Origin of the sequence: Brevundimonas sp. (genome assembly GCF_029946145.1) — a bacterium.
Taxonomy (GTDB): domain Bacteria; phylum Pseudomonadota; class Alphaproteobacteria; order Caulobacterales; family Caulobacteraceae; genus Brevundimonas.
The window spans coordinates 56,533-79,965 of sequence record NZ_JAQSDY010000022.1 but is presented as its reverse complement, the minus strand read 5'-3'; the positions used below and the strand labels follow the sequence as shown (position 1 = coordinate 79,965).

At 68.0% G+C, this 23,433-nt stretch carries 19 protein-coding genes; 3 read left to right on the top strand and 16 right to left on the bottom strand.

Features of this window, described 5'->3' with window-relative positions:
• The 3 genes from PSV23_RS09805 to PSV23_RS09795 form a co-directional block, all read right to left on the bottom strand.
• A complete protein-coding gene (locus tag PSV23_RS09805; protein ID WP_300468363.1) occupies positions 1 to 1,932 on the bottom strand; it encodes a PAS domain S-box protein in 1,932 nt (643 codons plus the stop codon).
• Between the two features lie 80 nt (positions 1,933 to 2,012).
• On the bottom strand, positions 2,013 to 3,626 hold the full coding sequence (locus tag PSV23_RS09800; protein WP_300468361.1) for a serine hydrolase: 1,614 nt from the start codon (positions 3,624 to 3,626) through the stop codon (positions 2,013 to 2,015).
• A 66-nt stretch (positions 3,627 to 3,692) separates the two neighbouring features.
• Positions 3,693 to 4,340: a LysE family translocator gene (locus PSV23_RS09795; RefSeq protein ID WP_300468359.1), complete on the bottom strand. Its 648-nt coding sequence runs from the start codon at positions 4,338 to 4,340 to the stop codon at positions 3,693 to 3,695.
• Between the two features lie 151 nt (positions 4,341 to 4,491).
• Here PSV23_RS09795 and clpB point away from each other — a divergent pair, with 151 nt between their 5' ends.
• From clpB to PSV23_RS09780, 3 genes are all read left to right on the top strand, one after another.
• Positions 4,492 to 7,080 (top strand): ATP-dependent chaperone ClpB, encoded by a 2,589-nt coding sequence (clpB, locus tag PSV23_RS09790; RefSeq protein WP_300468357.1) that lies wholly within the window; start codon positions 4,492 to 4,494, stop codon positions 7,078 to 7,080.
• Between the two features lie 233 nt (positions 7,081 to 7,313).
• Positions 7,314 to 8,333, top strand: a complete 1,020-nt coding sequence (locus tag PSV23_RS09785; protein WP_300468355.1) for a hypothetical protein — start codon at positions 7,314 to 7,316, stop codon at positions 8,331 to 8,333.
• Positions 8,334 to 8,695: 362 nt separating this feature from the next.
• Positions 8,696 to 8,986: a GIY-YIG nuclease family protein gene (locus PSV23_RS09780; protein WP_300468353.1), complete on the top strand. Its 291-nt coding sequence runs from the start codon at positions 8,696 to 8,698 to the stop codon at positions 8,984 to 8,986.
• 604 nt (positions 8,987 to 9,590) lie between these two features.
• Here PSV23_RS09780 and pnp read toward each other — a convergent pair.
• The 13 genes from pnp to trmB form a co-directional block, all read right to left on the bottom strand.
• A complete protein-coding gene (pnp, locus tag PSV23_RS09775; RefSeq protein ID WP_300468351.1) occupies positions 9,591 to 11,822 on the bottom strand; it encodes a polyribonucleotide nucleotidyltransferase in 2,232 nt (743 codons plus the stop codon).
• 247 nt (positions 11,823 to 12,069) lie between these two features.
• Positions 12,070 to 12,339, bottom strand: coding sequence for a 30S ribosomal protein S15 (rpsO, locus tag PSV23_RS09770; protein WP_055831653.1), 270 nt, complete (start codon positions 12,337 to 12,339; stop codon positions 12,070 to 12,072).
• A 10-nt stretch (positions 12,340 to 12,349) separates the two neighbouring features.
• The gene (gene truB, locus PSV23_RS09765) at positions 12,350 to 13,282 is read right to left on the bottom strand and encodes a tRNA pseudouridine(55) synthase TruB (RefSeq protein WP_300468348.1); all 933 of its coding nucleotides are present in this window, start codon (positions 13,280 to 13,282) and stop codon (positions 12,350 to 12,352) included.
• Positions 13,282 to 13,755 carry a 30S ribosome-binding factor RbfA gene (rbfA, locus tag PSV23_RS09760; protein ID WP_300468347.1) on the bottom strand — a complete coding sequence of 158 codons (474 nt, stop codon included), beginning with the start codon at positions 13,753 to 13,755 and terminating at the stop codon, positions 13,282 to 13,284. Before rbfA ends, truB begins: the two co-directional genes overlap by 1 nt.
• Before the next feature lie 60 nt (positions 13,756 to 13,815).
• Entirely contained in the window at positions 13,816 to 14,526 is a 711-nt protein-coding gene (locus tag PSV23_RS09755) for a DUF2459 domain-containing protein (RefSeq protein ID WP_300468345.1), read from the bottom strand.
• Positions 14,523 to 15,194: a hypothetical protein gene (locus PSV23_RS09750; protein WP_300468343.1), complete on the bottom strand. Its 672-nt coding sequence runs from the start codon at positions 15,192 to 15,194 to the stop codon at positions 14,523 to 14,525. The genes PSV23_RS09755 and PSV23_RS09750 overlap by 4 nt, the downstream gene beginning before the upstream one ends.
• A 39-nt stretch (positions 15,195 to 15,233) precedes the next feature.
• Positions 15,234 to 15,764 carry a hypothetical protein gene (locus PSV23_RS09745; protein ID WP_300468341.1) on the bottom strand — a complete coding sequence of 177 codons (531 nt, stop codon included), beginning with the start codon at positions 15,762 to 15,764 and terminating at the stop codon, positions 15,234 to 15,236.
• A gap of 205 nt (positions 15,765 to 15,969) precedes the next feature.
• Positions 15,970 to 18,975: a translation initiation factor IF-2 gene (gene infB, locus PSV23_RS09740; RefSeq protein WP_300468339.1), complete on the bottom strand. Its 3,006-nt coding sequence runs from the start codon at positions 18,973 to 18,975 to the stop codon at positions 15,970 to 15,972.
• A gap of 82 nt (positions 18,976 to 19,057) precedes the next feature.
• Complete coding sequence (locus PSV23_RS09735) at positions 19,058 to 19,726, bottom strand: RNA-binding protein (protein WP_300468337.1); 669 nt, start codon at positions 19,724 to 19,726, stop codon at positions 19,058 to 19,060.
• Between the two features lie 18 nt (positions 19,727 to 19,744).
• Entirely contained in the window at positions 19,745 to 21,502 is a 1,758-nt protein-coding gene (gene nusA, locus PSV23_RS09730) for a transcription termination factor NusA (protein WP_300468335.1), read from the bottom strand.
• A gap of 4 nt (positions 21,503 to 21,506) precedes the next feature.
• Positions 21,507 to 22,049, bottom strand: a complete 543-nt coding sequence (gene rimP, locus PSV23_RS09725) for a ribosome maturation factor RimP (protein WP_300468333.1) — start codon at positions 22,047 to 22,049, stop codon at positions 21,507 to 21,509.
• A gap of 142 nt (positions 22,050 to 22,191) precedes the next feature.
• Positions 22,192 to 22,695 carry a DUF1993 domain-containing protein gene (locus PSV23_RS09720; protein ID WP_300468331.1) on the bottom strand — a complete coding sequence of 168 codons (504 nt, stop codon included), beginning with the start codon at positions 22,693 to 22,695 and terminating at the stop codon, positions 22,192 to 22,194.
• A gap of 31 nt (positions 22,696 to 22,726) precedes the next feature.
• Complete coding sequence (trmB, locus tag PSV23_RS09715; protein WP_300468329.1) at positions 22,727 to 23,425, bottom strand: tRNA (guanosine(46)-N7)-methyltransferase TrmB; 699 nt, start codon at positions 23,423 to 23,425, stop codon at positions 22,727 to 22,729.
• Positions 23,426 to 23,433 lie beyond the last annotated feature (8 nt).

Below are 23,433 nucleotides of genomic sequence, written 5' to 3'. Positions count from 1 at the left end.
TCAGGCGGGCGCGGCCTCCGCCAGCATCAGCTGATCCACGAAGGCCGCCAGGGCGGCCAGGGTGAACGGCTTGGCCAGTCGCGGCAGGCCCAGGCTCAGCCGGCTGTCCCGGTTCGCCATGTCGGCGTACCCGGTGACCACGCCGATGGGCAGGTCCGGTCTCGTCTTCAGCATCTCCACGGCCATCTGGGAGCCGCTCATCCGGGGCATGACCTCGTCGGTGATGACCAGGTCGATGTCCGGATGCCGTCGCACCTCGTCCAGACCTTCCTTTCCCGACGCCGCGGCGATCACCGAATGGCCCATGTCCTCCAGCATGGCGACGGTGTTGGTCAGCACCAGCCGGTCGTCGTCCACCGCCAGAATTCGCAGGCCGCGGCATTCGGGCGCGCCGACCGGCCGGTTGTCCGGAGCCTCCTGATCCTGACCCGCGACGGCGACGGGCAGCCAGATGTGGGCGGTGACGCCCTGTCCCTCGGGACTGACCAGGCCGAAACGGCCGCCCGACTGTTCCGCCAGTCCGTGCACCATCGACAGGCCCAGTCCCGTGCCCTTGCCCGCGCCCTTGGTGGTGAAGAAGGGTTCGGTCGCCCGTTTCAGCGTCTCTTCGTCCATCCCCTCGCCGGTGTCCCGGACGCTGATCCGCACGAAGGCGGCGCCGTCCGGGCTCGCGTCTGGTTCGGCCGTGATCGTGATATTGCCCCCGTGCGGCATCGCGTCCCGGGCATTGACGACCAGGTTCAGAAGCGCCGCCTCCAGCTGGTAGGGATCGGTGTGAACCCTGCGCACGCCGGGCGGAAAGCGCACAGAAACGTCGATGCTCGGCCCGATGGTCCGCTCGATGAACTCCGACATCCCCCGCACCAGCGACGGAATGTCCACCGCCACGAAGGTCAGTTCCTGTTTGCGGGCGAACGACAGCATCCGCTGGGTCAGGACCGCGCCCCTCTCCGCACCCTGGATCGCATTCTCCAGCAGCGGCGTGATCCGCGGATCATAGTCCAGCCGCTTGCGCACCAGTTCCAGGCTGCCCAGCACCGCCATCAGCAGGTTGTTGAAGTCGTGCGCGATACCGCCTGTCAGCTGGCCGATCGCCTCGATCTTCTGGGACTGGAACAGGGCCTCTCTGGCGCTCTCCAGCGCGCGCTGCGACTCCATCCGCTCCGTCACGTCCCGCGTGACCTTGGCGAACCCCAGCAGGACGCCCTGCTCGTCGCGGATCGCATCGATCACCACATGGGCCCGGAAGCGAGAGCCGTCCTTGCGAACGCGCCACGCCTCGGTTTCGAAACGCCCCTCCTCCTCAGCCACGGCCAGGGCCAGGGCCGGCGCTCCCGCGGCGCGTTCCTCCTCGGTGTAGAAGGTCGAGAAATGGCCGCCGACGACCTCCTCCGGCCGGTAGCCCTTGATCCGCTGGGCCCCCAGGTTCCAGGTCGTGATCCGCCCGTCGGGGTCGAGCATGTAGATGGCGTAGTCGATCACGCCCTGGACCAGCAGGCGGAACTCCTCCTCGCTCCTGCGCAGGGCCTCCGCGGCCAGCTTCCGTTCCGTCAGGTCGCGCGTGATCTTGGCGTAACCGATCAGTTCGCCCTCGGGGGTCCGGATCGGATCGATGACGACATGGGCCCAGAACCGGGTGCCGTCCTTGCGGATCCGCCACCCCTCCTGCTCGAAACGCCCCTCGGTCGCGGCCTGCCTCAGCGCTTCGGCGGGCACGCCGGCAGCCTGATCCTCGGGGGTGTAGAAGCGCGAGAAATGCTCGCCGGTGATCTCGGACGACGTATAGCCCTTGAACCGCTCGGCGCCGGCGTTCCAGCTGACCACCCGGCCCTCGGGGTCCAGCATGTAGATGGCGTAGTCGGTGATCGCATTGACCAGCAGCCGGTAGCGATCGTCGTCGTGGACCGGTTCTCCCGCCGTTGCCTTCGCCATTCACGCCTCTCCCGGGCCCCCGCCGGACACGCGGGGGCGAAACGAACCCCACGCGCCGATGGTTCCGGCGACCTCCGGGATCAGACCCTGGTGAGTCGCAGGTCTTGATAGTCGTACGAGAAGTCCGCATCCGGACTGACCGCCTTCATCGTCGCCGAGACCGGAACCCCGTTCTCGACCCTGAAGGTGATCAACACATCCTCCTCGCGCCGGTCCGTGAACCGCGTCCTCAGGGTATCGCCGTCGTACGGCTCCAGCGGCCCCTGCAGCGCCGGCGTCCGGCTGAATTTCAGCCACAGAACCACGTCCCGCGCCTCGATGGTGATGTCGCCATACCAGGGATCGCGCCACGTTCCGGCATAGGCCGCCAGCGGCAGGGACGGCGCCGCGCCCGCCGCCTGTTTGGCGTCGATCTCCGCCGCGGCCGCGATCGACCTCGCATCGCCCTCGGCCTTCAGCCGCACCCCGTCGGCGATCCAGTCGAAGTCCGTCTTGCCCATGAGGATGTCGGTGATGCCGCTGCGCAACGCCCGCGTCAGGAAGCCCTCCTCGGCATTGGTGAAATACGAGAACCCCGCGTCCCGCCCCGGGATCAGCACCGTGCCCGAGACGAAGCCCGGCGCCCCGCCGCCGTGGGTGACCATCCGCTCGCCGCGGTAATCCTGCACCTGCCAGCCGGTCGCATAGGTCGAGGCGATGGCCCGCCCGGGCAGGGTTTCGGTCGGTCCCGCCGAGTTGGAGATGATGATATTGGGCCGCCACATCTCGTCGGCGCGGGCTTCCGAATACAGTCGCGTCCCGTCGGGCAGGGCGCCGCGCGCCAGCTGCACCGCGATCCATTTCGCCCAGTCGACCGGCGTGGTGACGAAGCCGCCCGCCGCCCCGGCCGACGACCAGTTCCAGACCTCCTGGATCGACCGGCCAATGGTCTGCATCTCGCCCTGGTACCGCAGCGGCGGCCCGATCCGCCCGTGCGGCAGGGCCGACTTCGCCGGATCCGCGCCGGTCATCAGCGGCAGGGTTTCGCTCATCCCCAGCCGGTCGAGGATCCGCGTCTGGACGAAATCCTCCCACGCCACGCCAGAGGCCGCCGCCACCACCTCGCCCGCCGCCACGAACATCAGGTTGCAGTAGTGATAGCTCGTCCGGAAACTGTCCTCGATCGGCACATGCGGAATGGCGGCCATGATCTCGGCCCGCGTCCGGTCGCTGTTGGGCCAGAACAGCAGGTCCCCGGCGCCCAGCCCGAACCCGATCCGGTGACTGACCAGATCGCGCACCGTCACCATGTCGTTCAGCTCGGGCTTCGACAGGCTGAAACCGGGCAGGTACGTCCGCACCGGCTCGTCCCACTTCACCTTGCCCTCGTCGATCAGGATCGCCAGCGCCGCGCAGGTCACCGCCTTGGTGTTGGAGGCGATGGCGAACAGGGTGTGCTCGTCCACCGCCGCCCCGCCGATGGCCCGCACGCCATAGCCGCGCGTCAGCAAAGCCTCGCCGCCCTTCACCAGCGCCACCGAAACCGCCGGCTGGTCCGGGAAGGCCGCCATGGCCCGCTTCACGAAGGCGTCGACCTGTTCCGCCAGCGAGGCGCTGTCATTGGCCGCCGCCTGCGCCCATCCGACCGTCGGCAGGGCGGCCACTCCGGCCACGGACGAAATCAGCGCCGCGCGGCGGGTCAGGCGGATGGACATCAAGGGGCTCCGGACAGGTTCGGCGCGGACGCTAGCCCGCCCGCGCGGACCCTGTCCACAACCGCCTCAGCCCCGCGTCTCCCATGCCATCCACAGGGCCACGATGGCGATACCGCCGGCTATCGCGGCGCGCAGCCCCGGCCCCTGCACCCGCGTCAGCACCAGGCCGCTGGCGCCCGCCCCGCCCAGCACGATCGCCGAATGAATCGCCACCGCCACGACCAGATGCAGCCCGCCCAGGGTCAGCGCCTGCACCAGCGGCGATCCGTGGTCCGGCCGCATGAAGGTCGGCAGCAGGGCGACATAGAAGACCGCCGCCTTGGGGTTCAGCAGATTGCCCGTCAGGCCGCGCAGGAACAGGCCGCGCACGGTCCGGTGATCGGCCCCGTCGCCGGCGGCCGGATCCCCGTCGCCGCGCCACGCCTCCCACGCCAGCCACAGCAGGAACACCACCCCGGCCCAGCGGATCAGCTGATACAGCGGCGGCCAGATCAGCAGCACCTGGGTCAGGCCGAACGCCGCCGCCAGCATCCACGCCGCCAGCCCCAGCGTCACCCCCGCCACCGCCGCGAACCCGGCCAGCCGCCCGCGCGCCAGTGAAACCAGCGCCAGCCAGCCCATGTTCGGCCCCGGCGTCAGCTCGATCAGCGCCACGGCCAGCAGGAAGGGAAAGATGACGCCGGGATCGACCGGCCAGGCGGAATGGGGGATCACGAACGTCTCCTCGAGCCGCCACCCTAGGCCGGGCCGGCGCGGCCCGTCACCCCTTGTGTGCCCCGTCCGCCACACCCAAGTTTGCGGCATATCAAGGCGCCGCTTCCGGAAAGGGCGCCTGTGGCTCCAATCCGCCTGACAGGGGACTGCCGTGAACCTCGACCTCTACTCCGACCGCGCCAAACAGGCCGTCCAGTCCGCCCAGTCGCTGGCCTTGGCCCGCCGCCACCAGCAGTTCGCCCCCGAACACCTGCTCAAGGTGCTGCTGGAAGAGCGCGACGGCCTCGCCCGCAATCTGATCACCGCCGCCGGCGGCGACCCCGCCAAGGCCGAGGCCGCGACCGAAACCGCCCTCAAGAAACGCGCCCAGGTCACCGGCGGCTCGGGCCAGATCTATCTCGACGGCGACACCGCCCGCGTCTTCTCCTCCGCCGAGGAGGCCTCGAAAAAGGCCGGCGACGCCTTCGTCACCACCGAACGCCTGCTCAGCGCCATCGCCCGCGAGGGCGGCGTCGCGGCGGAAGTCCTCAAATCGGTCGGCGCGACTCCCGACAAGCTCGACGCCGCCATCGCCGACGTCCGCAAGGGCAAGACCGCCGACAGCGCCGGGGCCGAGGACGCTTATGACGCCCTGAAGCGCTACGCCCGCGACCTGACCCTGGCCGCCCGCGACGGCAAGATCGACCCGGTCATCGGCCGCGACGAGGAGATCCGCCGCACCATCCAGGTCCTCGCCCGCCGCACCAAGAACAACCCCGTCCTGATCGGCGAGCCCGGCGTCGGCAAGACCGCCATCGTCGAGGGCCTGGCCCTGCGCATCGTCAACGGCGACGTGCCGGAATCCCTGCGCGACAAGGTGGTCATGGCCCTCGACATGGGCTCCCTGATCGCCGGCGCCAAATACCGCGGCGAGTTCGAGGAGCGGCTCAAGGCCGTGCTGGCCGAGGTCACCGCGGCCGAGGGCGGCATCATCCTGTTCATCGACGAGATGCACACCCTGGTCGGCGCCGGCAAGGGCGACGGGGCCATGGACGCCTCCAACCTGCTCAAGCCCGCCCTCGCCCGCGGCGAGCTGCACTGCGTCGGCGCCACCACGCTGGATGAGTACCGCAAGCACGTCGAGAAGGACGCCGCCCTCGCCCGCCGCTTCCAGCCCGTCTTCATCGAGGAGCCCAGCGTCGAGGACACCGTCTCCATCCTGCGCGGCATCAAGGAGAAGTATGAGGTCCACCACGGGGTGCGCATCTCGGACAGCGCCATCGTCGCCGCCGCCACCCTCAGCCACCGCTACATCACCGACCGCTTCCTGCCCGACAAGGCCATCGACCTGATCGACGAGGCCGGCAGCCGCGTGCGCATGGCCGTCGACTCCAAGCCCGAGTCCCTCGACGAGATCGACCGCCGCCTGGTCCAGCTCAAGATCGAGCGCGAGGCCCTGAAGAAGGAGACCGACAAGGCCTCGGTCGCCCGACTCGAAAAACTGGAAGACGAGATCGCCGACCTCGACGCCGAATCCGAGGACCTGACCACGCGCTGGAAGTCGGAGAAGGAAAAGGTCGGCCAGGGGGCCCAGCTGCGCGAAACCCTCGACCGCCTGCGCGCCGAACTGGCCGCCGCCCAGCGCGCCGGCGACCTCGGCCGCGCCTCCGAGATCGCCTATGGCCAGATCCCGCAGATCGAGAAACAGCTGGCCGAGGCCGAGGCCAATGAGGCCGACAAACAGGGCCCCCTGACCCCCGAGGTCGTCGACGCCGAACAGATCGCCCAGGTCGTCTCCCGCTGGACCGGCGTCCCCGTCGACAAGATGCTGGAGGGCGAGCGCGAGAAACTGCTGGCCATGGAGGACGCCTTGCGCGCCCGCGTGGTCGGCCAGGACGAGGCCCTGACCGCCGTCGCCGACGCCGTCCGCCGCGCCCGCGCCGGCCTCAACGACCCCAACCGCCCGCTGGGCAGCTTCCTCTTCCTCGGCCCCACGGGCGTCGGCAAGACCGAGCTGACCAAGGCCCTGGCCGCCTTCCTGTTTGACGACGAGGCCGCCATCACCCGCATGGACATGTCGGAATATATGGAGAAGCACAGCGTCTCCCGCCTGATCGGCGCCCCTCCCGGCTATGTCGGCTATGACGAGGGCGGCGCCCTGACCGAAGCTGTCCGTAGGCGCCCCTATCAGGTCGTCCTGTTCGACGAGGTCGAAAAGGCCCACCCCGACGTCTTCAACGTCCTGCTCCAGGTGCTGGACGACGGCCGCCTGACCGACGGGCAAGGAAGGGTCATCGACTTCAAGAACACCCTGATCATCATGACCTCCAACCTCGGCTCCGAGGCCCTGGCCAATCAGGGCGAGGGCGACGACGTCGAGGCCGTGCGGCCCTATGTCATGGAACAGGTCCGCGGCCATTTCCGCCCCGAGTTCCTCAACCGCATCGACGAGATCATCCTCTTCCGCCGCCTGGGGCGCGACCAGATGGCGGGGATCGTCCGCATACAGATGGCCCGGTTCGAGAAACTGCTCGCCGACCGCCGCCTGACGATCACGCTCGACGACAGCGCCTATGCCTGGCTGGCCGACAAGGGCTACGACCCGGTCTATGGCGCGCGGCCGCTGAAGCGGGTCATCCAGAAGGATCTGGTCGACCCGATCGCGAAGAAGCTGCTGGCGGGGGAGATCGAGGACGGGAGCGTGATCGCCGTGTCAGCGGGGGATGGCGGGCTGAGCATCGGGAAGGCGCGGGTGCATTAGGGCCCGCCCCATCCCTTTCGTCATCCTCCGGCAAGCCGCGCCTTCGCGGCGCAGACCGGGGGACCCAGCGGCGCCGAAGGCGACCTGTCCAGCCGCGCTCCCGTCAGGTTCGCGCTCACGCGCGCCGCTGGGTCCCCCGGTCTCGCTGCGCTCGCCGGAGGATGACGAAAGCGGACTGGAGATCGGGAAGGCACGGGTGCATTAGTTTTTGAACGAAGCGCCAGCAGGTTTGAATGAAGCGACCAATTGATCTTCAGAGGGAAGGAGGAGCTCAAGCTTCCGTACCCGACGGCAAACCGATCATCCGCATGTTCGTCTTTGCGGATCGCCTGTTTTTCATGACGCCCAGCTCAATCTTTGCCGCCAAACTTGCCGATGAAATTGACCCCGAAAGGCTGAACAGCGCGATTCCTCAAGTGGTTCAGCAGGAGGAGCTAGCATACGGGGCGGACGACGACCTCGTCCGAGGCACGGTTTCGATCACTGATGAGTTGCTGAAGAATGGTGCGCCGCATCTCCCTGAAGGCTTCGACATCGCCAGAAGTCAGGCGCTAGCTCTAGAAACCGCGCAGGAGTTGGCCGCTATTAATGATGAAATCCGTTGGCTTCACAGCAAACAGAAAGAGGTCAACGAGGGACTAGCCGCTGGCCGTTGGAATAGAGCGTTCATTCCTCGGACGCAAAACCTCCGGGGTCGCACCGAACAGGCGCTCTCACACGCCCGACAGGCTGCTCTCAACATCATCGCCATTGGTGAGCTTTTCTACCCGCGAGCTAGGCCTAACCTACCGTGGCGAGCCGCGCTGGAAGGAGCCCTTCATCGGCATCTTCCCGCCGACGATCCGTTTCTGGCGACCTTTGGCGAGATTGCGGACGATCTCGAGAGCGCCATTCAGCACCGAAATGCTGCGGTTCATCCGGACAAGATGAAGTGGGTTCGGTGTTTGGATCATGAGCTCTCCCCAAACGATAAGGTGCTAGCCCCAACGATTGAGATCATGCACCCCGCTTGGGCCGTCGATCGAACCGACGTCAGTCAATATCTTGAGGTTAGGCTCGGCCAACTGATCGCGGCATACGAGCTCGTCTTAGCGATATGCTGCGATCGTAACGTTCGAAATTTCGGCCCATTCGTCACGTTTGTCGCTCAACGGCCGCCGGATAGTGAGGCGGATGCCAGATTCCATTGGGTGACGCAGGTTCGTGAAGGGGAACAGTTCCCGCCAGAGGCCGGCAACAACGCGGGAGCGTGATGCAAGGAACGGTTTTGAAGACGCTCACGCTCCCTCACCCCCCCAAAAGCGGCATCACCTCCACCGCGTCGCACGGAAAGATCGTGCAATGCGGATGGCCCTCGAACAGCCGCGCCGCCGCCTCATGGGACTCCGCGCACGCCCCCCGGCTCCGTGCATCCCCGCGAAGGCGGGGACCCAGGTTTGAGCGGCGGCGACGGTGTCTGAACGAACCGGCGCCCGATCCAGCACTGGCGGTAAGGCTAAAGCCTGGGTCCCCGCCTTCGCGGGGATGCACGGATTGATGGGGCTGGTTGACCGGGCGCGAGGCGCGGATATCTTATCCGCGTGTGACATAACACTCATAGCGCGCGTCAACTCCCTTGGCCTTCTACACCTACATCGTCGCCAGCCAGAGGAACGGGACGCTGTACACCGGCTCGACCGATGACCTGATCGCGCGGGTCTTTCAGCACCGCGACAAGGTCCGGCCCGACAGCTTCGCCGCCCGGCACGGCGTGGCCCGGCTGGTCTGGTACGAATGGCATGAGACCCGCGCGGCGGCCTTCAAACGCGAACGCCAGATCAAGAAATGGAACCGGCTGTGGAAGCTGCGGATGATCGAGGAAATGAACCCCGGCTGGCATGATCTGCTGGATCGGGTGGCCCGCTGATCCAACCATCCCTGTGTCCCGGTGAAGCGCGGACGGTCTTCATCCGTGCATCCCCGCGAAGGCGGGGACCCGGGTTTGAGCGACGGCAGGGCTGGCTGGGGTAACCGGCGCTCAGTCCAACACCGGCGGCGTGGCCAAAGCCTGGGTCCCCGCCTTCGCGGGGATGCACGGTGTTTGGCGTGGCCAAAGCCTGGGTCCCCGCCTTCGCGGGGATGCACGGTGTTTTCATGCGAGCAATCCGCCGCCAGACAGACGACTTCGCGCCGCCAACCCCTTGATCGCGCGGCCTTCCCTCGCAGGAACAGCGTCATTTCCCAGCCGCAGGAACGGCCCGTGCGACACTGCCGGCCTGACCTTCGCCGCCGATCTTTGACAATCGCATCCCGCCACCGAACCCCCGCCCGGGCGAACGATCCGGACGCTTCGGGACGGTGTTTTCCGCGACCGCCCGATGAGACGCTGTAGACGGTGTAGACGGTGTTTTTCCGCCCCGCACGCAGCGCACCCAGTGCACGCTTCGCACCGTGTTTTTTCCGCCCGCCCATGAAAAAAGGCCCCGGCGTCACCACCGGGGCCTCATCCATTTCACCGAAGTCGCCGCCGCTTAGCGACGGCTGCGGCCGCGATCGCGGTCACCGCCGCCGCCTTCACGCTTGGGACGGCCGCCGGTGTCGTCCGACAGGGCCGGCTCGCCGCGTTCGGCGCGTTCGGCGTTGATCTTGTCGGTGATGTCCTCGCCGGTTTCCTGATCGACGACCTTCATCGACAGCTTGGTCTTGCCGCGATCGTCCATGCCCAGGAACTTGACCTTGACCTCCTGGCCTTCGGTCAGGACGTCGGCCGGGTTGGCGACGCGTTCCAGGGCGATCTGGGACACGTGGACCAGGCCGTCCTTGGCCCCGAAGAAGTTCACGAAGGCGCCGAAGTCGACGACCTTCACGACCTTGCCGGTGTAGATCATGCCGGGCTCGGGCTCGGACACGATCGAGGTGATCCAGGCCTTGGCCGCGTCGATCTTCTCCTGATCCGAGGCGGCGATCTTCACCGTGCCGTCGTCCTCGATGTTGATCTTGGCGCCGGTCTTTTCGACGATCTCGCGAATGATCTTGCCGCCGGTGCCGATGATGTCGCGGATCTTGTCGGTCGGAACCTTGATCGACTCGATCTTGGGCGCGTACTCGCCCAGCTCGGTGCGGGCGCCGTCGATGGCCTTGTCCATCTCGTCGAGGATGTGCAGACGGCCGGCCGAAGCCTGGGCGATCGCCTTGCGCATGATCTCCTCGGTGATGCCCGCGACCTTGATGTCCATCTGCAGCGAGGTGATGCCCTCGCGCGTGCCGGCCACCTTGAAGTCCATGTCGCCGAGGTGGTCTTCGTCACCCAGGATGTCGGACAGGATGGCGAACTCGCCCGACGGCTCGAGGATCAGGCCCATGGCGATGCCCGAGACCGGGCGAACCAGCGGCACGCCCGCGTCCATCAGCGCCAGCGACGCGCCGCACACCGAAGCCATCGAGGACGAGCCGTTGGACTCGGTGATCTCCGAAACGATGCGGATCGTATAGGGGAAGTCTTCCGACGACGGCAGCATCGGACGGATCGCCCGCCAGGCCAGCTTGCCGTGACCGATTTCCCGACGGCCCGCGCCGCCCATCCGACCGGTCTCGCCGACCGAATAGGGAGGGAAGTTGTAGTGCAGCAGGAACTTCTCTTTGTAAGTGCCGGCCAGGGAGTCGACGTACTGCTCGTCCTCGCCGGTGCCCAGGGTGGCGACCACGATGGCCTGGGTCTCACCACGGGTGAACAGGGCCGAACCGTGGGTGCGCGGGAAGACGCCGACTTCCGAGACGATGTCGCGGACCTTGTCGAGGGCGCGGCCGTCGACGCGGTGGCCGTTGTCGATGATGTCGCGACGCAGGACGTGGGCTTCGCATTCCTTGAAGGCGACGCCGAACCGGGCGGAATCGACGCCGTCCGGGTTCTCGTCGGTCTTCACCAGCTTGGCGGCGGCGGCCTTCTTGGCCACGTCGACGCCGTTGCGGCGCTCGTATTTGCCGGCGTGGGTGTAGGCGGCCTTGATGTCGTCGCCGACCATGGTCTGGATCGAGGTGACGATGTCCGAGACGTCGTCGGCCTGGAAGTCGAAGGGCTCCTTGGCGGCGTGCTCGGCCATTTCGATGATGGCGTCGATCACCGGCTGCATGCCACGATGCGCGAACATCAGGGCGTTCAGCATGACCTCTTCCGACAGCTCCTTGGCTTCGGATTCGACCATCATCAGGGCGTCCTGGGTGCCGGCGACGACGAGGTCGAGCTGGCTGTCCGGGAGCTGGTCAAGCGTGGGGTTGAGGACGTATTCGCCGTCGATATAGCCGACGCGCGCGGCGCCGATCGGGCCCATGAAGGGCACGCCCGAAATGGTCAGGGCGGCCGAGGCGGCGACCAGGCCGACGATGTCGGGGTCGTTCTCGAGGTCGTGCTGCAGCACGGTGACGACGACCTGGGTCTCGTTCTTGAAGCCCTTGACGAACAGCGGGCGGATCGGGCGGTCGATCAGGCGGGAGACCAGGGTCTCCTTCTCGGTCGGACGGCCTTCACGCTTGAAATAGCCGCCCGGGATCTTGCCGGCGGCGAAGGTCTTTTCCTGGTAGTTGACGGTCAGCGGGAAGAAATCCAGGCCCGGCTTGGGCGCGCGACCGTAGACGACGGTGGCGAGGACGACGGTCTCGCCATAGGTGGCCAGAACGGCGCCGTCGGCCTGACGGGCGATGCGGCCCGTTTCCAGCGTCAGCGGGCGGCCGGCCCAGTCGATCGTCTTGCGTTTGATATCGAACATGTTTCGTCTTTCGTATCCCGCGGGCGGATTCCGCGCGGGGTCCCATCAGTGGGTGGAGCGTCGGGCGTTCAGTCCTTCGGTCCATGGGCGTCCGCGCCATCGCGAACCGCCCGGGAGTGGTGAGGACCGGTATCCAGCCCTCGCGTCATGCGCCTGAAATCCCGAGGCGCGCGGGTGGTTCTGGATGCGGAACGAGGCGCGGACATGGCCCGCGCCTCGAAAAACTCTTCCGCTCGTCCCCTTCGCCTTAGCGGCGCAGGTTCAGCTTGCCGATCAGCGCCGTGTAGCGCTCGCGATCGACCTTCGACAGATGGTCAAGAAGGCGACGACGCTGCGAGACCATCTTGAGCAGGCCGCGGCGCGAGTGGTTGTCCTTCTTGTGGGTCTTGAAGTGTTCGGTGAGGTTGGCGATGCGTTCCGAGAGGATCGCGACCTGGACCTCGGCCGAGCCGGTGTCGCCAGCGGTGCGGGCGTTATCGGCGATGACTTCGTTCTTGCGTTCAGCAGTAATCGACATCGGTATGCTCCTATTGGAGGTTAAATACGCGGTCGGGTTCCAGCCGGCCGGCCCGCAACTGACCGAGAGCGACGAGGGTCTGTCCCTGGAAGGCTGAAACGGTTCTGGAGCCGTCCCGAAGGCGGCCTTTGAGCGTTTCGACCTGTCGGGGGAGCAGAACGATCGGTCGTCCCTGACGAAGCGAGAAGGCGTCCTGGTCCGTTACGGCCAGCTCCGGGATGTCGTCCAGGGCGGTCGCAACGGGAAGCAAGCCTTCCGAGGCGGCGTCCCTATGCACCAGATCGGTCAGGAAATCCAGCGTGACGGCGTTTTCCGTCGAGAACGGCCCGACCCGTTCGCGGCGCAGGGCCGAAACATGCCCCTCGGCGCCCAGCATGATCGCCAGATCGCGCGCCAGCGAGCGGACATAGACCCCCTTGCCCGTCCGCATGGTGATCTCGACATGGTCGGCGTCCGGCGCGTCGGTCACCGCGGCCTCGTGGATCGTCACCCGCCGGCTGGCCAGTTCGAATTCGGCGCCCTCTCGGGCCAGGTCATAGGCCCGCTGGCCATCCACCTTGATGGCCGAGAACTGCGGCGGAACCTGATCAATCTCGCCGACGAAGGCCTCCAACGCCGCGCGCACCGCCTCGACGTCGGGGCGCACGTCCGACCGGGCGGTGATCTCGCCCTCGCGGTCGAGGCTGTCGGTCGTGACGCCCCAGTTGATGGTGAAGCGATAGACCTTCTGCGCCTCCATCATGAAGGGCACGGTCTTGGTCGCCTCGCCCAGGGCGATCGGCAGGATGCCGCTGGCCAGCGGATCGAGCGTGCCGGCGTGGCCGGCCTTCCGGGCGTCGAACAGGCGGCGGACCTTCGAGACCGCGTCGGTGGATCCCATGCCGTAGGGTTTGTCCAGGCAGACCCAGCCGTTGACGATCTCGCCCTTCTTGCGGCGGCCCATCAGGCCTCGCCGTCCTCTTCCACGTCGTCATCCGCGAACGGCGACACATAGACGTCGGCCCGCACCCGGGGGTCGTCCAGCAGCCGGTTCAGGCGCTCGGCGGCGGCGAAGCTCTCGTCGTGGCGGAAGCGCAGATCGGGGGTGAACCGCATGTCGATATGCCGCCCCAGCGCCCCGCGCAGGAATTTGGCGTGGACGTTCAGCGCCTTGACGATCTCATCGATGTGACCGGCGACCGGCGCCGTCTCGACGCCGGCGCCCAGCGGCTCGACGAAACAGGTGGCGTGCTTCAGGTCCGGCGACAACCGCACCTCGGTGACCGTGACCGAAACACCGGTCAGGGCGTCGTCGCGAATCTCGTTCTCGCGCATGACCTCGACCAGGGCGTGGCGGATCATTTCGGAGGCGCGCAGCTGACGCTGGCTGACGGTGCCGGCCTTGGCGGCGGGCTTCCTGGGTTTGCGGTTGCTCATGCTTTGTCCTTGTCGCCTGTCGGGGATCGGACCCGGCTTGAAAAAGCGAAGGGGCGGGGTCTAGTCCCGCGAAGGCCCGGTGTCCAATTGGGCGCGGTCGATGGTGGCCATAACCTCGGCCGAGGTTATCGAACGGATCGGGCGAACAGGAAGGCCCGCGGCGTTGAGAACGCCCGCGCTCCAGTGATTGCAGAGGCGCGCGATCGAGAAATGCTCGCGGCTGGCGAAGAAGCGCGCATCGTCGCCGGCGCGCGCCGCTGAAATCCGGGGGCCGCCGCCGGCCAGGTCCAGGGAGTCCTGGATATGATCCGCCATGGCGTCGAAGCCGGGTCGCGAGAGACGCAGGGTGCGGCGGGTTCCAGGGGCGAAGGCCGCGCGGGGGTCGCGCTGGGCCGGGTCCAGCATGATCACCGAGGCGTTGCCGGGCCGGAAGAACGCGCGCAGGCCGTCCGGCAGCCGACTCTCCATCGGGCTCTGATCGACGTAGAATTTCGCATCGCCCCAGCCGATCAGGATCCACTCGCCCGGAGCCAGACCGCGCACCGCATCCGCCAGGGGCCCGGGCCGCGCCTCAAGGGCGCGGCGAGGAACCGCCAGATCGGTATGAAAGCCGTTGTCCAGCAGGTGGACCTCAACCCCGGGCTCGCCGGCGCGGGCGGGCCAGAGCCCGGGGTCGCCGGGGGCCGTCCATGTCCAGACAGCCGCGATGGTCGCCAGTATGGCGACGGCCAGAAACCTCTTCAGGCCCCAGGATTGTCGACGGCGCCTCATCTCTGACGATAGCTCCAGCTGCCGCACAGAGCGGACGGCGGCGCATCGGGGCCCACAATCGTCCGGGCGCGAAACACCATCATGTCTACCCGGTCACGACGGTGCAGCAGGGCGGCGACGCCGGGGATTTCGCCGTCGCAGGACGCGGACGCCGCAACGGGCCGATTGCGCGCCGCGGGCACGATGCGGCGCAGTTCGATCTGGGCATCGGCCGGAGCGTTCCAGCGATCGGCGAAGGTCTGACCCGCGACGAAGGACTCCCGTCCGGCGGCGATACGAAGAGGCCGGGTGTGCAGGGCGTGGCCCGTGTCGAAACGCAGGTCGGCGCCCACGAAGGCGACGGCGCCGGTGGCGAGACGTGTCGCTTCATCGGCCGGACTGAACTCGCCGGTCAGGACCACGTCCCCGGCGTCGGCCGCCACGACCCTGGGGTCGGCGGCGATCGCCGTCTTCAGACCTGACAGGCCGTCTGCGGTTCCTGAAGGCAGCCTGGCCGCCCAATCAGCGACCCGACCCGCCGCCGGAGCGGCCTCATCGCGCAGGGCCCGCCATGCCTCGATCGCGTGGCGGTTCTCGATGGCCAGCAGGAACAGCACCAGACACAGGAAAGCCAGCGCGGCGGCAAGGCGCTTCAGTCCGGTCTGTCGGGGCGCGGCGGCGGCGGGCATCGCCGCAACCTTAGCGAGGCGATGCGATGAGGTGAACGCCTATCGCGCGACAGGCGCGTTGGGATCGTCCGCGACGCCGCTCGAACCCGGGACCGCCCACTCGCCGCGCCAGTCGTAGGACAGCTGGACGCAATGGCGGTAGGTTCCATCCGGCCAGCGCCCGACGGCGTGCACCGCCAGCGGGCGGGCCAGCCGCACCCGGCCCAGCACCATCCAGGCCTCTTCCGACCCGGGGCACAGGGCGCGGCCCAGGGCCCGACCGCCGCCCTCGGGGGCGATCGAATAGACAGACGACTCGGTCGAGCCGGCCGGCAGGGCGCGTCGCACGGCGTCGGGGCCGCCGCGCCGGATATCGGCCTGGCCGCGATTGGAGGTGGAGATGATGCGCCGCACGCTGATCGCGCCGAAAAGGCCCCGCTCGGCCTCCAGCGTGATGCCGCGCGTCAGGGCCTGGGTGACCCGATCGGAAGCGTTGTAGGCGAGATAACGCGTCTCCGCCGAGACGGGACCGGCCCAGACAGCCTGGGTGAGGGCGGACAGGGTCAGGACGGCGATCAGGAAACGGCGCATGCGGTTTGATCTCCGACAGGTAAGGCGAAAAGGCGGCGCGGCCCTCTCCCTCCCCCTCCGGGGGAGGGTGGTCGCGAAGCGACCGGGTGGGGACGGCTAAGCAAGAGCAAACGCCGGCGCTTGTGTCGCCGAGCCCCTCCCACCCTGTCGTCGCTGCGCGCCGACATCCCTCCCCCGGAGGGGAGGGAGACGCATTACGAAAACCCTAGTCGAGCGTGCGCTTGATCTCTTCGACCGTGAAGCACTCGATGTAGTCGCCTGCCTTGATGTCCTGGAAGCCCTGGAAATGCATGCCGCACTCCTGGCCCGACGGAACCTCGTTGACCTCGTCCTTGAAGCGTTTGAGCGTCGTGAGCGTGCCCAGTTCCAGCACCACGACATCGTCGCGGATGATCCGGACCTTGGCGCCCTTGCGGACCACGCCCTCGGACACCCGGCAACCGGCGATCTTGCCGGTCTTGGAGATGTCGAAGACCTGCAGCACCGCCGCATTGCCCAGGAAGGTTTCCCGTTGCAGCGGCGCCAGCATGCCGGACAGCACGCCCTTCATGTCGTCCAGCAGGTCGTAGATGATCGCATAGTAGCGGATCTCGACGCCTTCGCGCTCGGCCAGGTCGCGGGCCTGTTTCGAGGCGCGGACGTTGAAGCCCAGGATCGGCGCGCCGGCCGACTTGGCCAGCTGGACGTCGCTCTCGGTGATGCCGCCGGCGCCCGACATGACGGTGCGCGCGCGGACCTCCTCGTTGCCCATCTTGTCCAGCGAGCCGACGATGGCCTCGGCCGAACCCTGCACGTCGGCCTTGATGATGACCGGCAGTTCCGAGACCTTCTTGGACTGCAGCTTGGACATCATGTCGACCAGGCTGACCTGGTTGATGCCGCCGGTGGCCTTCTCGCGCTTGATGCGGTCACGGTATTCGGTCAGCTCTCGGGCGCGGGCCTCGTTCTCGACCACGGCGAACGGATCGCCGGGGCTCGGAGCCTCGTCGAGACCCAGGATCTCGACCGGCACCGACGGGCCGGCTTCGGTCAGCTGCTCGTTGCGCTCGTTCAGCAGGGCGCGAACCTTGCCCCAGGCCGAACCGGCCACGACGATGTCGCCGCGCTTCAGCGTGCCGCGCTTGACCAGGACGGTGGCGACCGGGCCGCGGCCCTTGTCCAGCTTGGCCTCGATGACCACGCCTTCCGAGGAGCGTTCCGGATCTGCCTTCAGGTCCATGACCTCGGCCTGCACCAGGATGGCGTCGATCAGCCCTGTCAGGTTGGTCCGTTCCTTGGCCGACACCTCGATGATCTGGGTGTCGCCGCCCAGGCTCTCGGCGATGACTTCGTACTGCAGCAGTTCGTTGACGACCTTCAGCGGGTTGGCGTCCGGCTTGTCGATCTTGTTCACCGCCACGATGATCGGGGCGCCGGCCGCCTTGGCGTGCTGGATGGCCTCGATCGTCTGGGGCATGACGCCGTCGTCGGCGGCCACGACCAGGACCACGATGTCCGTCACATTGGCGCCGCGCGCGCGCATCGCCGAGAAGGCGGCGTGGCCCGGGGTGTCCAGGAAGGTGACGCGGTCGTCGCTGGGCAGGCGAACCTGATAGGCGCCGATGTGCTGGGTGATGCCGCCGGCCTCGCCCGAAGCGACGTCGGTGGTGCGCAGGGCGTCCAGCAGCGAGGTCTTGCCATGGTCGACGTGGCCCATGATGGCCACGACCGGCGCCCGGGGCGTGACCGCCTCGTCGTCGATCGCGTCGGACAGGAAGCCGGCCTCGACGTCGGATTCCGACACGCGGCGGACGGTCATGCCGAATTCGTCGGCCACCAGTTCGGCGGTGTCGGTGTCGATGACGTCGTTGATCTTCATCATCAGGCCCTGTTTCATCAGGAATTTGATGATGTCGACGCCACGCACGGCCATCCGGTTGGACAGCTCCTGCACGGTGATGACGTCAGGGATGACGACTTCGCGCGGACGGTTCGGCGCATCGGTGGAGCCGCCCTTGCGCTTTTCCTTCTCGCGTTCGCGGGCGCGGCGGACCGAGGCCAGCGAGCGCATCCGCTCGGCGGTGTCGCCGTCGCCGGCGACCGACTGGATGGTCAGGCGGCCTTCGCGGCGCTTGGGCTCGCCGCGGGTGCGGCTGACGGCCTTGCCGGCGTCCGAGAAACGCTTGTCGCGATCATCCTCGGGCTTGAGCGGACGGGCGAAGCCGCCGCCGGGCGCGCGGCTGGGCCGTGCGACCTCGGCCTGGGCCGGAGGCGCGTTCGGGGTCGGACGGCCGCCGGGGCCGGTGCGCGGACCCGGACGGGCGGCGCCCGGCGCGGGGCGCGGAGTCAGGGCCGAATAGCGGACCGGTTCGGCCGGACGGCCGGTCGGGCGCGCCGGAGCGGCGGGACGGTCGGAATAGGCGCGTTCACCGCCACCCATGGCTTCCTCACGGGCCGAGCGGCCGCCGAAGGCGGGACCGGCGGGCGCGCGGGAGGGGTTCGGGGCCTTGGGCACGCGTTGGCCGAAATTGACCGCCGGACGCGCTGGCGGGGCCGGACGGGCCGGAGCGGCGGGAGCGGGAGCCGGAGCGGCCGCCTCGACCGGAGCCGGGGCCGGCGCGGCAGGTGCAGCCGGCGCCGGCGTCGGCGCGGCGGCGGCCGGAGCGCGCCTGGCCGGCGTCGGCGCGGGCGCGGCGGCCGTCAGCTTGGCGGCCTCGGCGCGAGCGGCCTCGGCGGCGGCGCGGGCGGCGGCGGCCTCGGCCTGGGCGGCGTTGGCGGCCTGGGCCGTGGCGGCGGCCTGTTCATGCGCGGCCTGGTCGCGGCGCGCCTGTTCGGCGGCGGCGGCCTGGGCGCGCTGGGCCTGGGCCTGGCTCGCCAGTTCGATGGCGCGGCGGCGGGCTTCCTGTTCCTCGTTCGACAGGCGGCCGCCGGCGGGACCGGCAGGCGCGGCCGGACGCGGCGTCTGGGGCGCGGGCGCATCGGTGCGCGGACGGGCGGCGACGTCGAAGCCTTGCGGGCGCTGATGGCCCGGCACGGCGCCGGCGCGGCGCTTGGTCTCGACCACCACGGTCTTGGTGCGGCCGTGGCTGAAGCTCTGGCGCACGGTGCCGGTCGAAACCGATCCCGCCTGCCGGGGCTTGAGGCTCAGCGGCGCGCGCGGGCCCGTCGTGGACGGAGTCCCGGTCGGAGCCTGTGGTGCGCCGTCGTTGGTCTTGTCGTTCTCGTCAGTCATCCGGTCGCTTTACTTGTGACAGCGGATGATCCGCCGTCGTCTCGTTCAAACACAAAAAGCCGCGCGTCGCCCTGCCCCCAAATCAGGGAGCAGAACCCCGCCCGTCCAAAACCTTGTTCGGCATCTCAGCCGGCTCTCCGCCCCACTCCGGGGGCAGAAGCGGTCGAAATCCCGCCAGTCGTTCGACCTCAATGGTCCAGCGATCGGCCCGCCCGCTCTCAAGCAGGACGGCGTGTATCGCATTTTCCAGCCCAAGGGCCAAACTCAAATCGTCCGCCGTGAAGACGCCGCAGACTTTCGGGCGCGGCGTCATGTGTTTCGCCAGCGAAAGCAGCTTGCCGCGACCGTCGGCGGAACCGTCCGCCGCCTCGATGATCCACGCGGCCTTGCCCGACCGGACATTGGCCAGGGATTTTTCGAAGCCGGAGATAAGCACGCCTTCGCGGCGGGCAAGCCCCAGCTGGTCCAGACAGCGCCGGAGCAGCAGGTTTTCGACCGTGTCCGCCAGGTCGGCGGCCGGCTTCATCGGCGCCTTGGCCGCCCGCGAGAACAGGTTCTTCTTCACCGCCGTCTCGATCGAGGCCCGGTTCGCGGCGACCCACAGGCCGCGCCCCGGCAGCTTGCGCGCCAGGTCGGGGGCCACCGAACCGTCCGGAGCGGCGACGAAGCGGATCAGGCGAGATTCGTCCATGACCTCGTGGGTGACGAGGTCGCGTCGCTCTCTATCGATCGTCGCTTCGCGCAGACTCATGAACGATCCGGTCTCCCATCACGCGTCGGGGGTTTGTTCGGGGTCCCCGGCGAGGACCTCCGCGTCGGCGTCTTCGTCGGCGACGACTTCAGCCTGGTCACCTTCCGGCGCGGCGGCGAAGACGGCTTCGGCGTCGTACTCGCCCTCGGGCAGCTCTTCCTCATACTCAGGCTCGGGCGGCTGCGGCAGTTCCGAGGCGTCGATCCAGCCGGCGGCGACGCGCGCCTGCAGGATCAGCATTTCAGCCTCTTCCTGGGCCAGGTTGAAGCTTTCCAGCACGCCCGGAACCTTGACCCGTTCGCCGTTCTTGACTTCGTATCCGCCGCGGATTTCGTCGGTGGCCAGGTCGGCCAGGTCCTCGACGGTCTTCACCCCGCCTTCGCCCAGTGCGACGGCGATGGCGCCGGTCACGCCCGGAACGGCCATGACTTCGTCCAGCACGCCCAGCTCGACGCGCTTCGCGTCAAGGATAGCGGCCTGACGGTCCAGGAAGTCGCGGGCGCGAGCCTGCAGTTCCTCGGCCGTGTCCTCGTCGAAGCCCTCGATGTCCGAGATTTCGTACGGCTCGACGAAGGCCAGATCCTCGACCGTGGCGAAGCCTTCGGTGACCAGCAGCTGGGCGATGACCTCGTCCACGTCCAGGGCTTCCTGGAACAGGACGGTGCGTTCGCTGAACTCGCGCTGACGGCGCTCGGAGTCCTGGCTTTCGGTGATGATGTCGATCTGCCAGCCGGTCAGCTGGCTGGCGAGGCGGACGTTCTGGCCGCGGCGGCCGATGGCCAGCGACAGCTGCTCGTCCGGCACCACGACCTCGACGCGGTCGGCTTCCTCGTCGAGGACCACCTTGGACACCTCGGCCGGGGCCAGGGCGTTGACGATGAAGGTGGGCTCGTCCGAGTTCCACTGGATGATGTCGATCTTCTCGCCCTGCAGTTCGGCGACGACCGCCTGAACCCGCGAGCCGCGCATGCCGACGCAGGCGCCGACCGGATCGATGGAGGAGTCATTGGACAGCACGGCCATCTTGGCGCGCGAGCCTGCGTCGCGGGCGGCGGCGCGAATCTCGATCACGCCGTCGTAGACTTCCGGCACTTCCTGGGCGAACAGCTTGGCCATGAAGCCGGGGTGCGAACGCGACAGCATGACCTGCGGGCCCTTGGCCTCGGCGCGGACGTCGTAGATGTAGGTGCGGATCCGGTCGCCGATGTTGAACACCTCGCGCGGGATCGAGTCGTTGCGGCGCATGATGCCCTCGCCCCGACCCAGGTCGACGACGGTGTTGCCGTATTCGACGCGCTTCACGGTGCCGTTGACGATCTCGCCGACGCGGTCCTTGAACTCTTCGTACTGGTTCGCGCGCTCGGCCTCGCGGACCTTTCCGGTCACGACCTGGCGGGCCATCTGGGTCTGGACGCGGCCGAACTCGAACGGCGGCAGGTTTTCGATGTATTCCTTGCCGACGAAGGCCTCGGGATCACGCTTGGAGGCGTCGGTCAGGCGGACCATGGCCGAGTCGTTGAACTCTTCCAGCTCGTCCTCGGGCTGCCAGTCGTCCGGCACGATGGTGACGTGGCGGGTCAGGGCCATTTCGCCCGACTTGATGTCGATCTTGGCGCGGATGTCGTGATGGGCGCCGTAGCGCGACTTGGCGCCCTTCTGGATCGCCTCCTCGATCGCCTCGACGACGATCTCCTTGTCGATGTTCTTTTCGCGCGCGACCGCGTCAGCAATCTGAAGCAGTTCGAGTCGGTTCGCGGAAACGCCGGCGACAGCCATTCTGTTATTCCTCGGTCTCGATAGAGTTGTCGTTACGGGCGGCGCGCTTCTCGGCGCCCGCCTTCATCAGTTCGTCGGTCAGCACCAGTTTGGCGTCGACCAGCCATTCGAAGGGGATCAGGGCGGTGTCCTCCTCCCCCTCCAGGTCCATGGCGACATTGTCGCCGTCGGTGCCGGCGATCACGCCCTTGAAGCGCTTGCGGCCCTCGATCATGCGATCGCTTTCCAGCCGCGCCTCATAGCCCTCGAACAGATCGAAGTCCGACAGCCGGGTCAGCGGGCGGTCGACGCCCGGCGACGACACCTCCAGCAGATATTCGCCGTTGATCGGGTCGGCGGCGTCGAACACCTCCGACACGGCGCGGCTCAGACGGGCGCATTCCTCGACGGCGATGTCGTGATCGCTCGGCCGTTCGGCCATGATCTGCAGGCGGCGGCGCAGGGTGCCGCCCATCAGCCGCACGCGCACGATATCGAGGCCCAGGCTCTCGGCCACGGGTTCGATCAGCTCCAGCAGAGCGCGGTCTTCGGCGGTCTTGGCCTTCAAAGGCTTTGGTCCAAACAAAAAGCGGCGGGCCCGACGGCCGCCGCTTCAAACGGCGCCGTTAGGACGCCGGTCTAACGATGTGGGAGGGCGTATAGCTCCCCCAAACGCCTTTGTCAGCCCCTGTCGTCAGAGGCCGCCGCCATCAGACCAGCTCCAGCTGGCTGAGATAGTCGCGCTTGCCCAACTCGATCCCCGCATTGCGCAGGACCGCATAGGCCATGCTGATGTGGAAATAGAAGTTCGGCAGGGCGAAGCTGGTCAGATAGCCCGCGCCTTCGAAATCCAGCTCGACGCCGGGGAAGCGCAACTCCACGCGGCGCGTCTCGCCGCCTTCGAAGGCCCGCAGATCGGTCGCCTCGATGAAGGCGATGGACAGGGCGATCGTCTCCTTCAGCTCGACCAGGGTCGCCTCGGCGTCGTCCGTCCGGGGCCATTCCTGGCCAGTCAGCCGCGCCACGCAGCTGCGGGCCGAGAACGAGGCCATGCGGACCTGGTCGGGAAACGGCTTCATGTCGGGCGCCAGACGCGCATCCATGAGCGTGGCTTCATCCAGGTCGGACGCGATGGCCCTGTCGACCAGACCCGACAGGGCGTTCAGGCCGCGCAGGAACATGGGCGCGGCGATGTCGTGGAGGGCGAGAATCATGAGGCGATCCCCTGGTTCGACCAGCGTTGCGTCAGGCCGCGCGAACGAAATCCATAAAGATCGGCGGTGTATCGCCAAGCTTCTTTTCTTCATAGCGGGTGACGACGTGATCGTCAGGCGCCGTGAACCAGTCAACGCCCGGGTCGAGCTGCCGGACCAGACCCGGCGTGCGCTCGAACCGTTCCACCGCCCATTCCGCATAGTCGGTCCAGTCCGTCACGAAACGCAGCCGGCCGCCCGGCTTCAGCAGTCGTGCGATCCCGGCCGCCGTCTCGTCCTGGATCAGCCGCCGCTTGTTGTGCCGCGCCTTGTGCCAGGGATCGGGGAACAGGATCATGACCCGGTCCAGACTGGCGTCCGGCAAGGCCGTCATCACGTCGCGCGCGTCATCCGCGTGCAGGCGGACGTTCTTCAGCCCGCGCTCGTCGATGTGGCGCAGGGCCGAGCCGACGCCGTTGAGAAACGGCTCGCAGCCGATCATCAGCACGTCCGGATGGCGGCTCGCCTGTTCGGCCAGATGCTCGCCGCCGCCGAAGCCGATTTCCAGCCAGACGCCAACCGCCTCCGCCATCAAGCTCGACGGATCGATCGGCCCCGCCCTGGGGTCCGGTACGGCGATGGACGGCAGCAAGGTGTCGAACAGCGCCGCCTGGCGCGGCTTGATGGCGCGCGACTTTATGCGTCCGAATGAGCGGAGCGGCGGGTGTCTGGGTTCGTCGGAGGAGGCCATGGGCGCGC

What these genes read in the sequence shown, in the direction of transcription:
- rpsO (WP_055831653.1), bottom strand. Translation starts at nt 12,339, where the DNA reads ATGTCGATTACTGCTGAACGCAAGAACGAAGTCATCGCCGATAACGCC.
- nusA (WP_300468335.1), bottom strand. Translation starts at nt 21,502, where the DNA reads ATGGCTGTCGCCGGCGTTTCCGCGAACCGACTCGAACTGCTTCAGATT.
- PSV23_RS09785 (WP_300468355.1), top strand. Translation starts at nt 7,314, where the DNA reads ATGAAGCGACCAATTGATCTTCAGAGGGAAGGAGGAGCTCAAGCTTCC.
- PSV23_RS09720 (WP_300468331.1), bottom strand. Translation starts at nt 22,695, where the DNA reads ATGATTCTCGCCCTCCACGACATCGCCGCGCCCATGTTCCTGCGCGGC.
- PSV23_RS09750 (WP_300468343.1), bottom strand. Translation starts at nt 15,194, where the DNA reads ATGCCCGCCGCCGCCGCGCCCCGACAGACCGGACTGAAGCGCCTTGCC.
- truB (WP_300468348.1), bottom strand. Translation starts at nt 13,282, where the DNA reads ATGGGCCGCCGCAAGAAGGGCGAGATCGTCAACGGCTGGGTCTGCCTG.
- infB (WP_300468339.1), bottom strand. Translation starts at nt 18,975, where the DNA reads ATGACTGACGAGAACGACAAGACCAACGACGGCGCACCACAGGCTCCG.
- rbfA (WP_300468347.1), bottom strand. Translation starts at nt 13,755, where the DNA reads ATGAGCAACCGCAAACCCAGGAAGCCCGCCGCCAAGGCCGGCACCGTC.
- PSV23_RS09755 (WP_300468345.1), bottom strand. Translation starts at nt 14,526, where the DNA reads ATGAGGCGCCGTCGACAATCCTGGGGCCTGAAGAGGTTTCTGGCCGTC.
- PSV23_RS09735 (WP_300468337.1), bottom strand. Translation starts at nt 19,726, where the DNA reads ATGAGTCTGCGCGAAGCGACGATCGATAGAGAGCGACGCGACCTCGTC.
- trmB (WP_300468329.1), bottom strand. Translation starts at nt 23,425, where the DNA reads ATGGCCTCCTCCGACGAACCCAGACACCCGCCGCTCCGCTCATTCGGA.
- PSV23_RS09800 (WP_300468361.1), bottom strand. Translation starts at nt 3,626, where the DNA reads ATGTCCATCCGCCTGACCCGCCGCGCGGCGCTGATTTCGTCCGTGGCC.
- PSV23_RS09805 (WP_300468363.1), bottom strand. Translation starts at nt 1,932, where the DNA reads ATGGCGAAGGCAACGGCGGGAGAACCGGTCCACGACGACGATCGCTAC.
- pnp (WP_300468351.1), bottom strand. Translation starts at nt 11,822, where the DNA reads ATGTTCGATATCAAACGCAAGACGATCGACTGGGCCGGCCGCCCGCTG.
- PSV23_RS09745 (WP_300468341.1), bottom strand. Translation starts at nt 15,764, where the DNA reads ATGCGCCGTTTCCTGATCGCCGTCCTGACCCTGTCCGCCCTCACCCAG.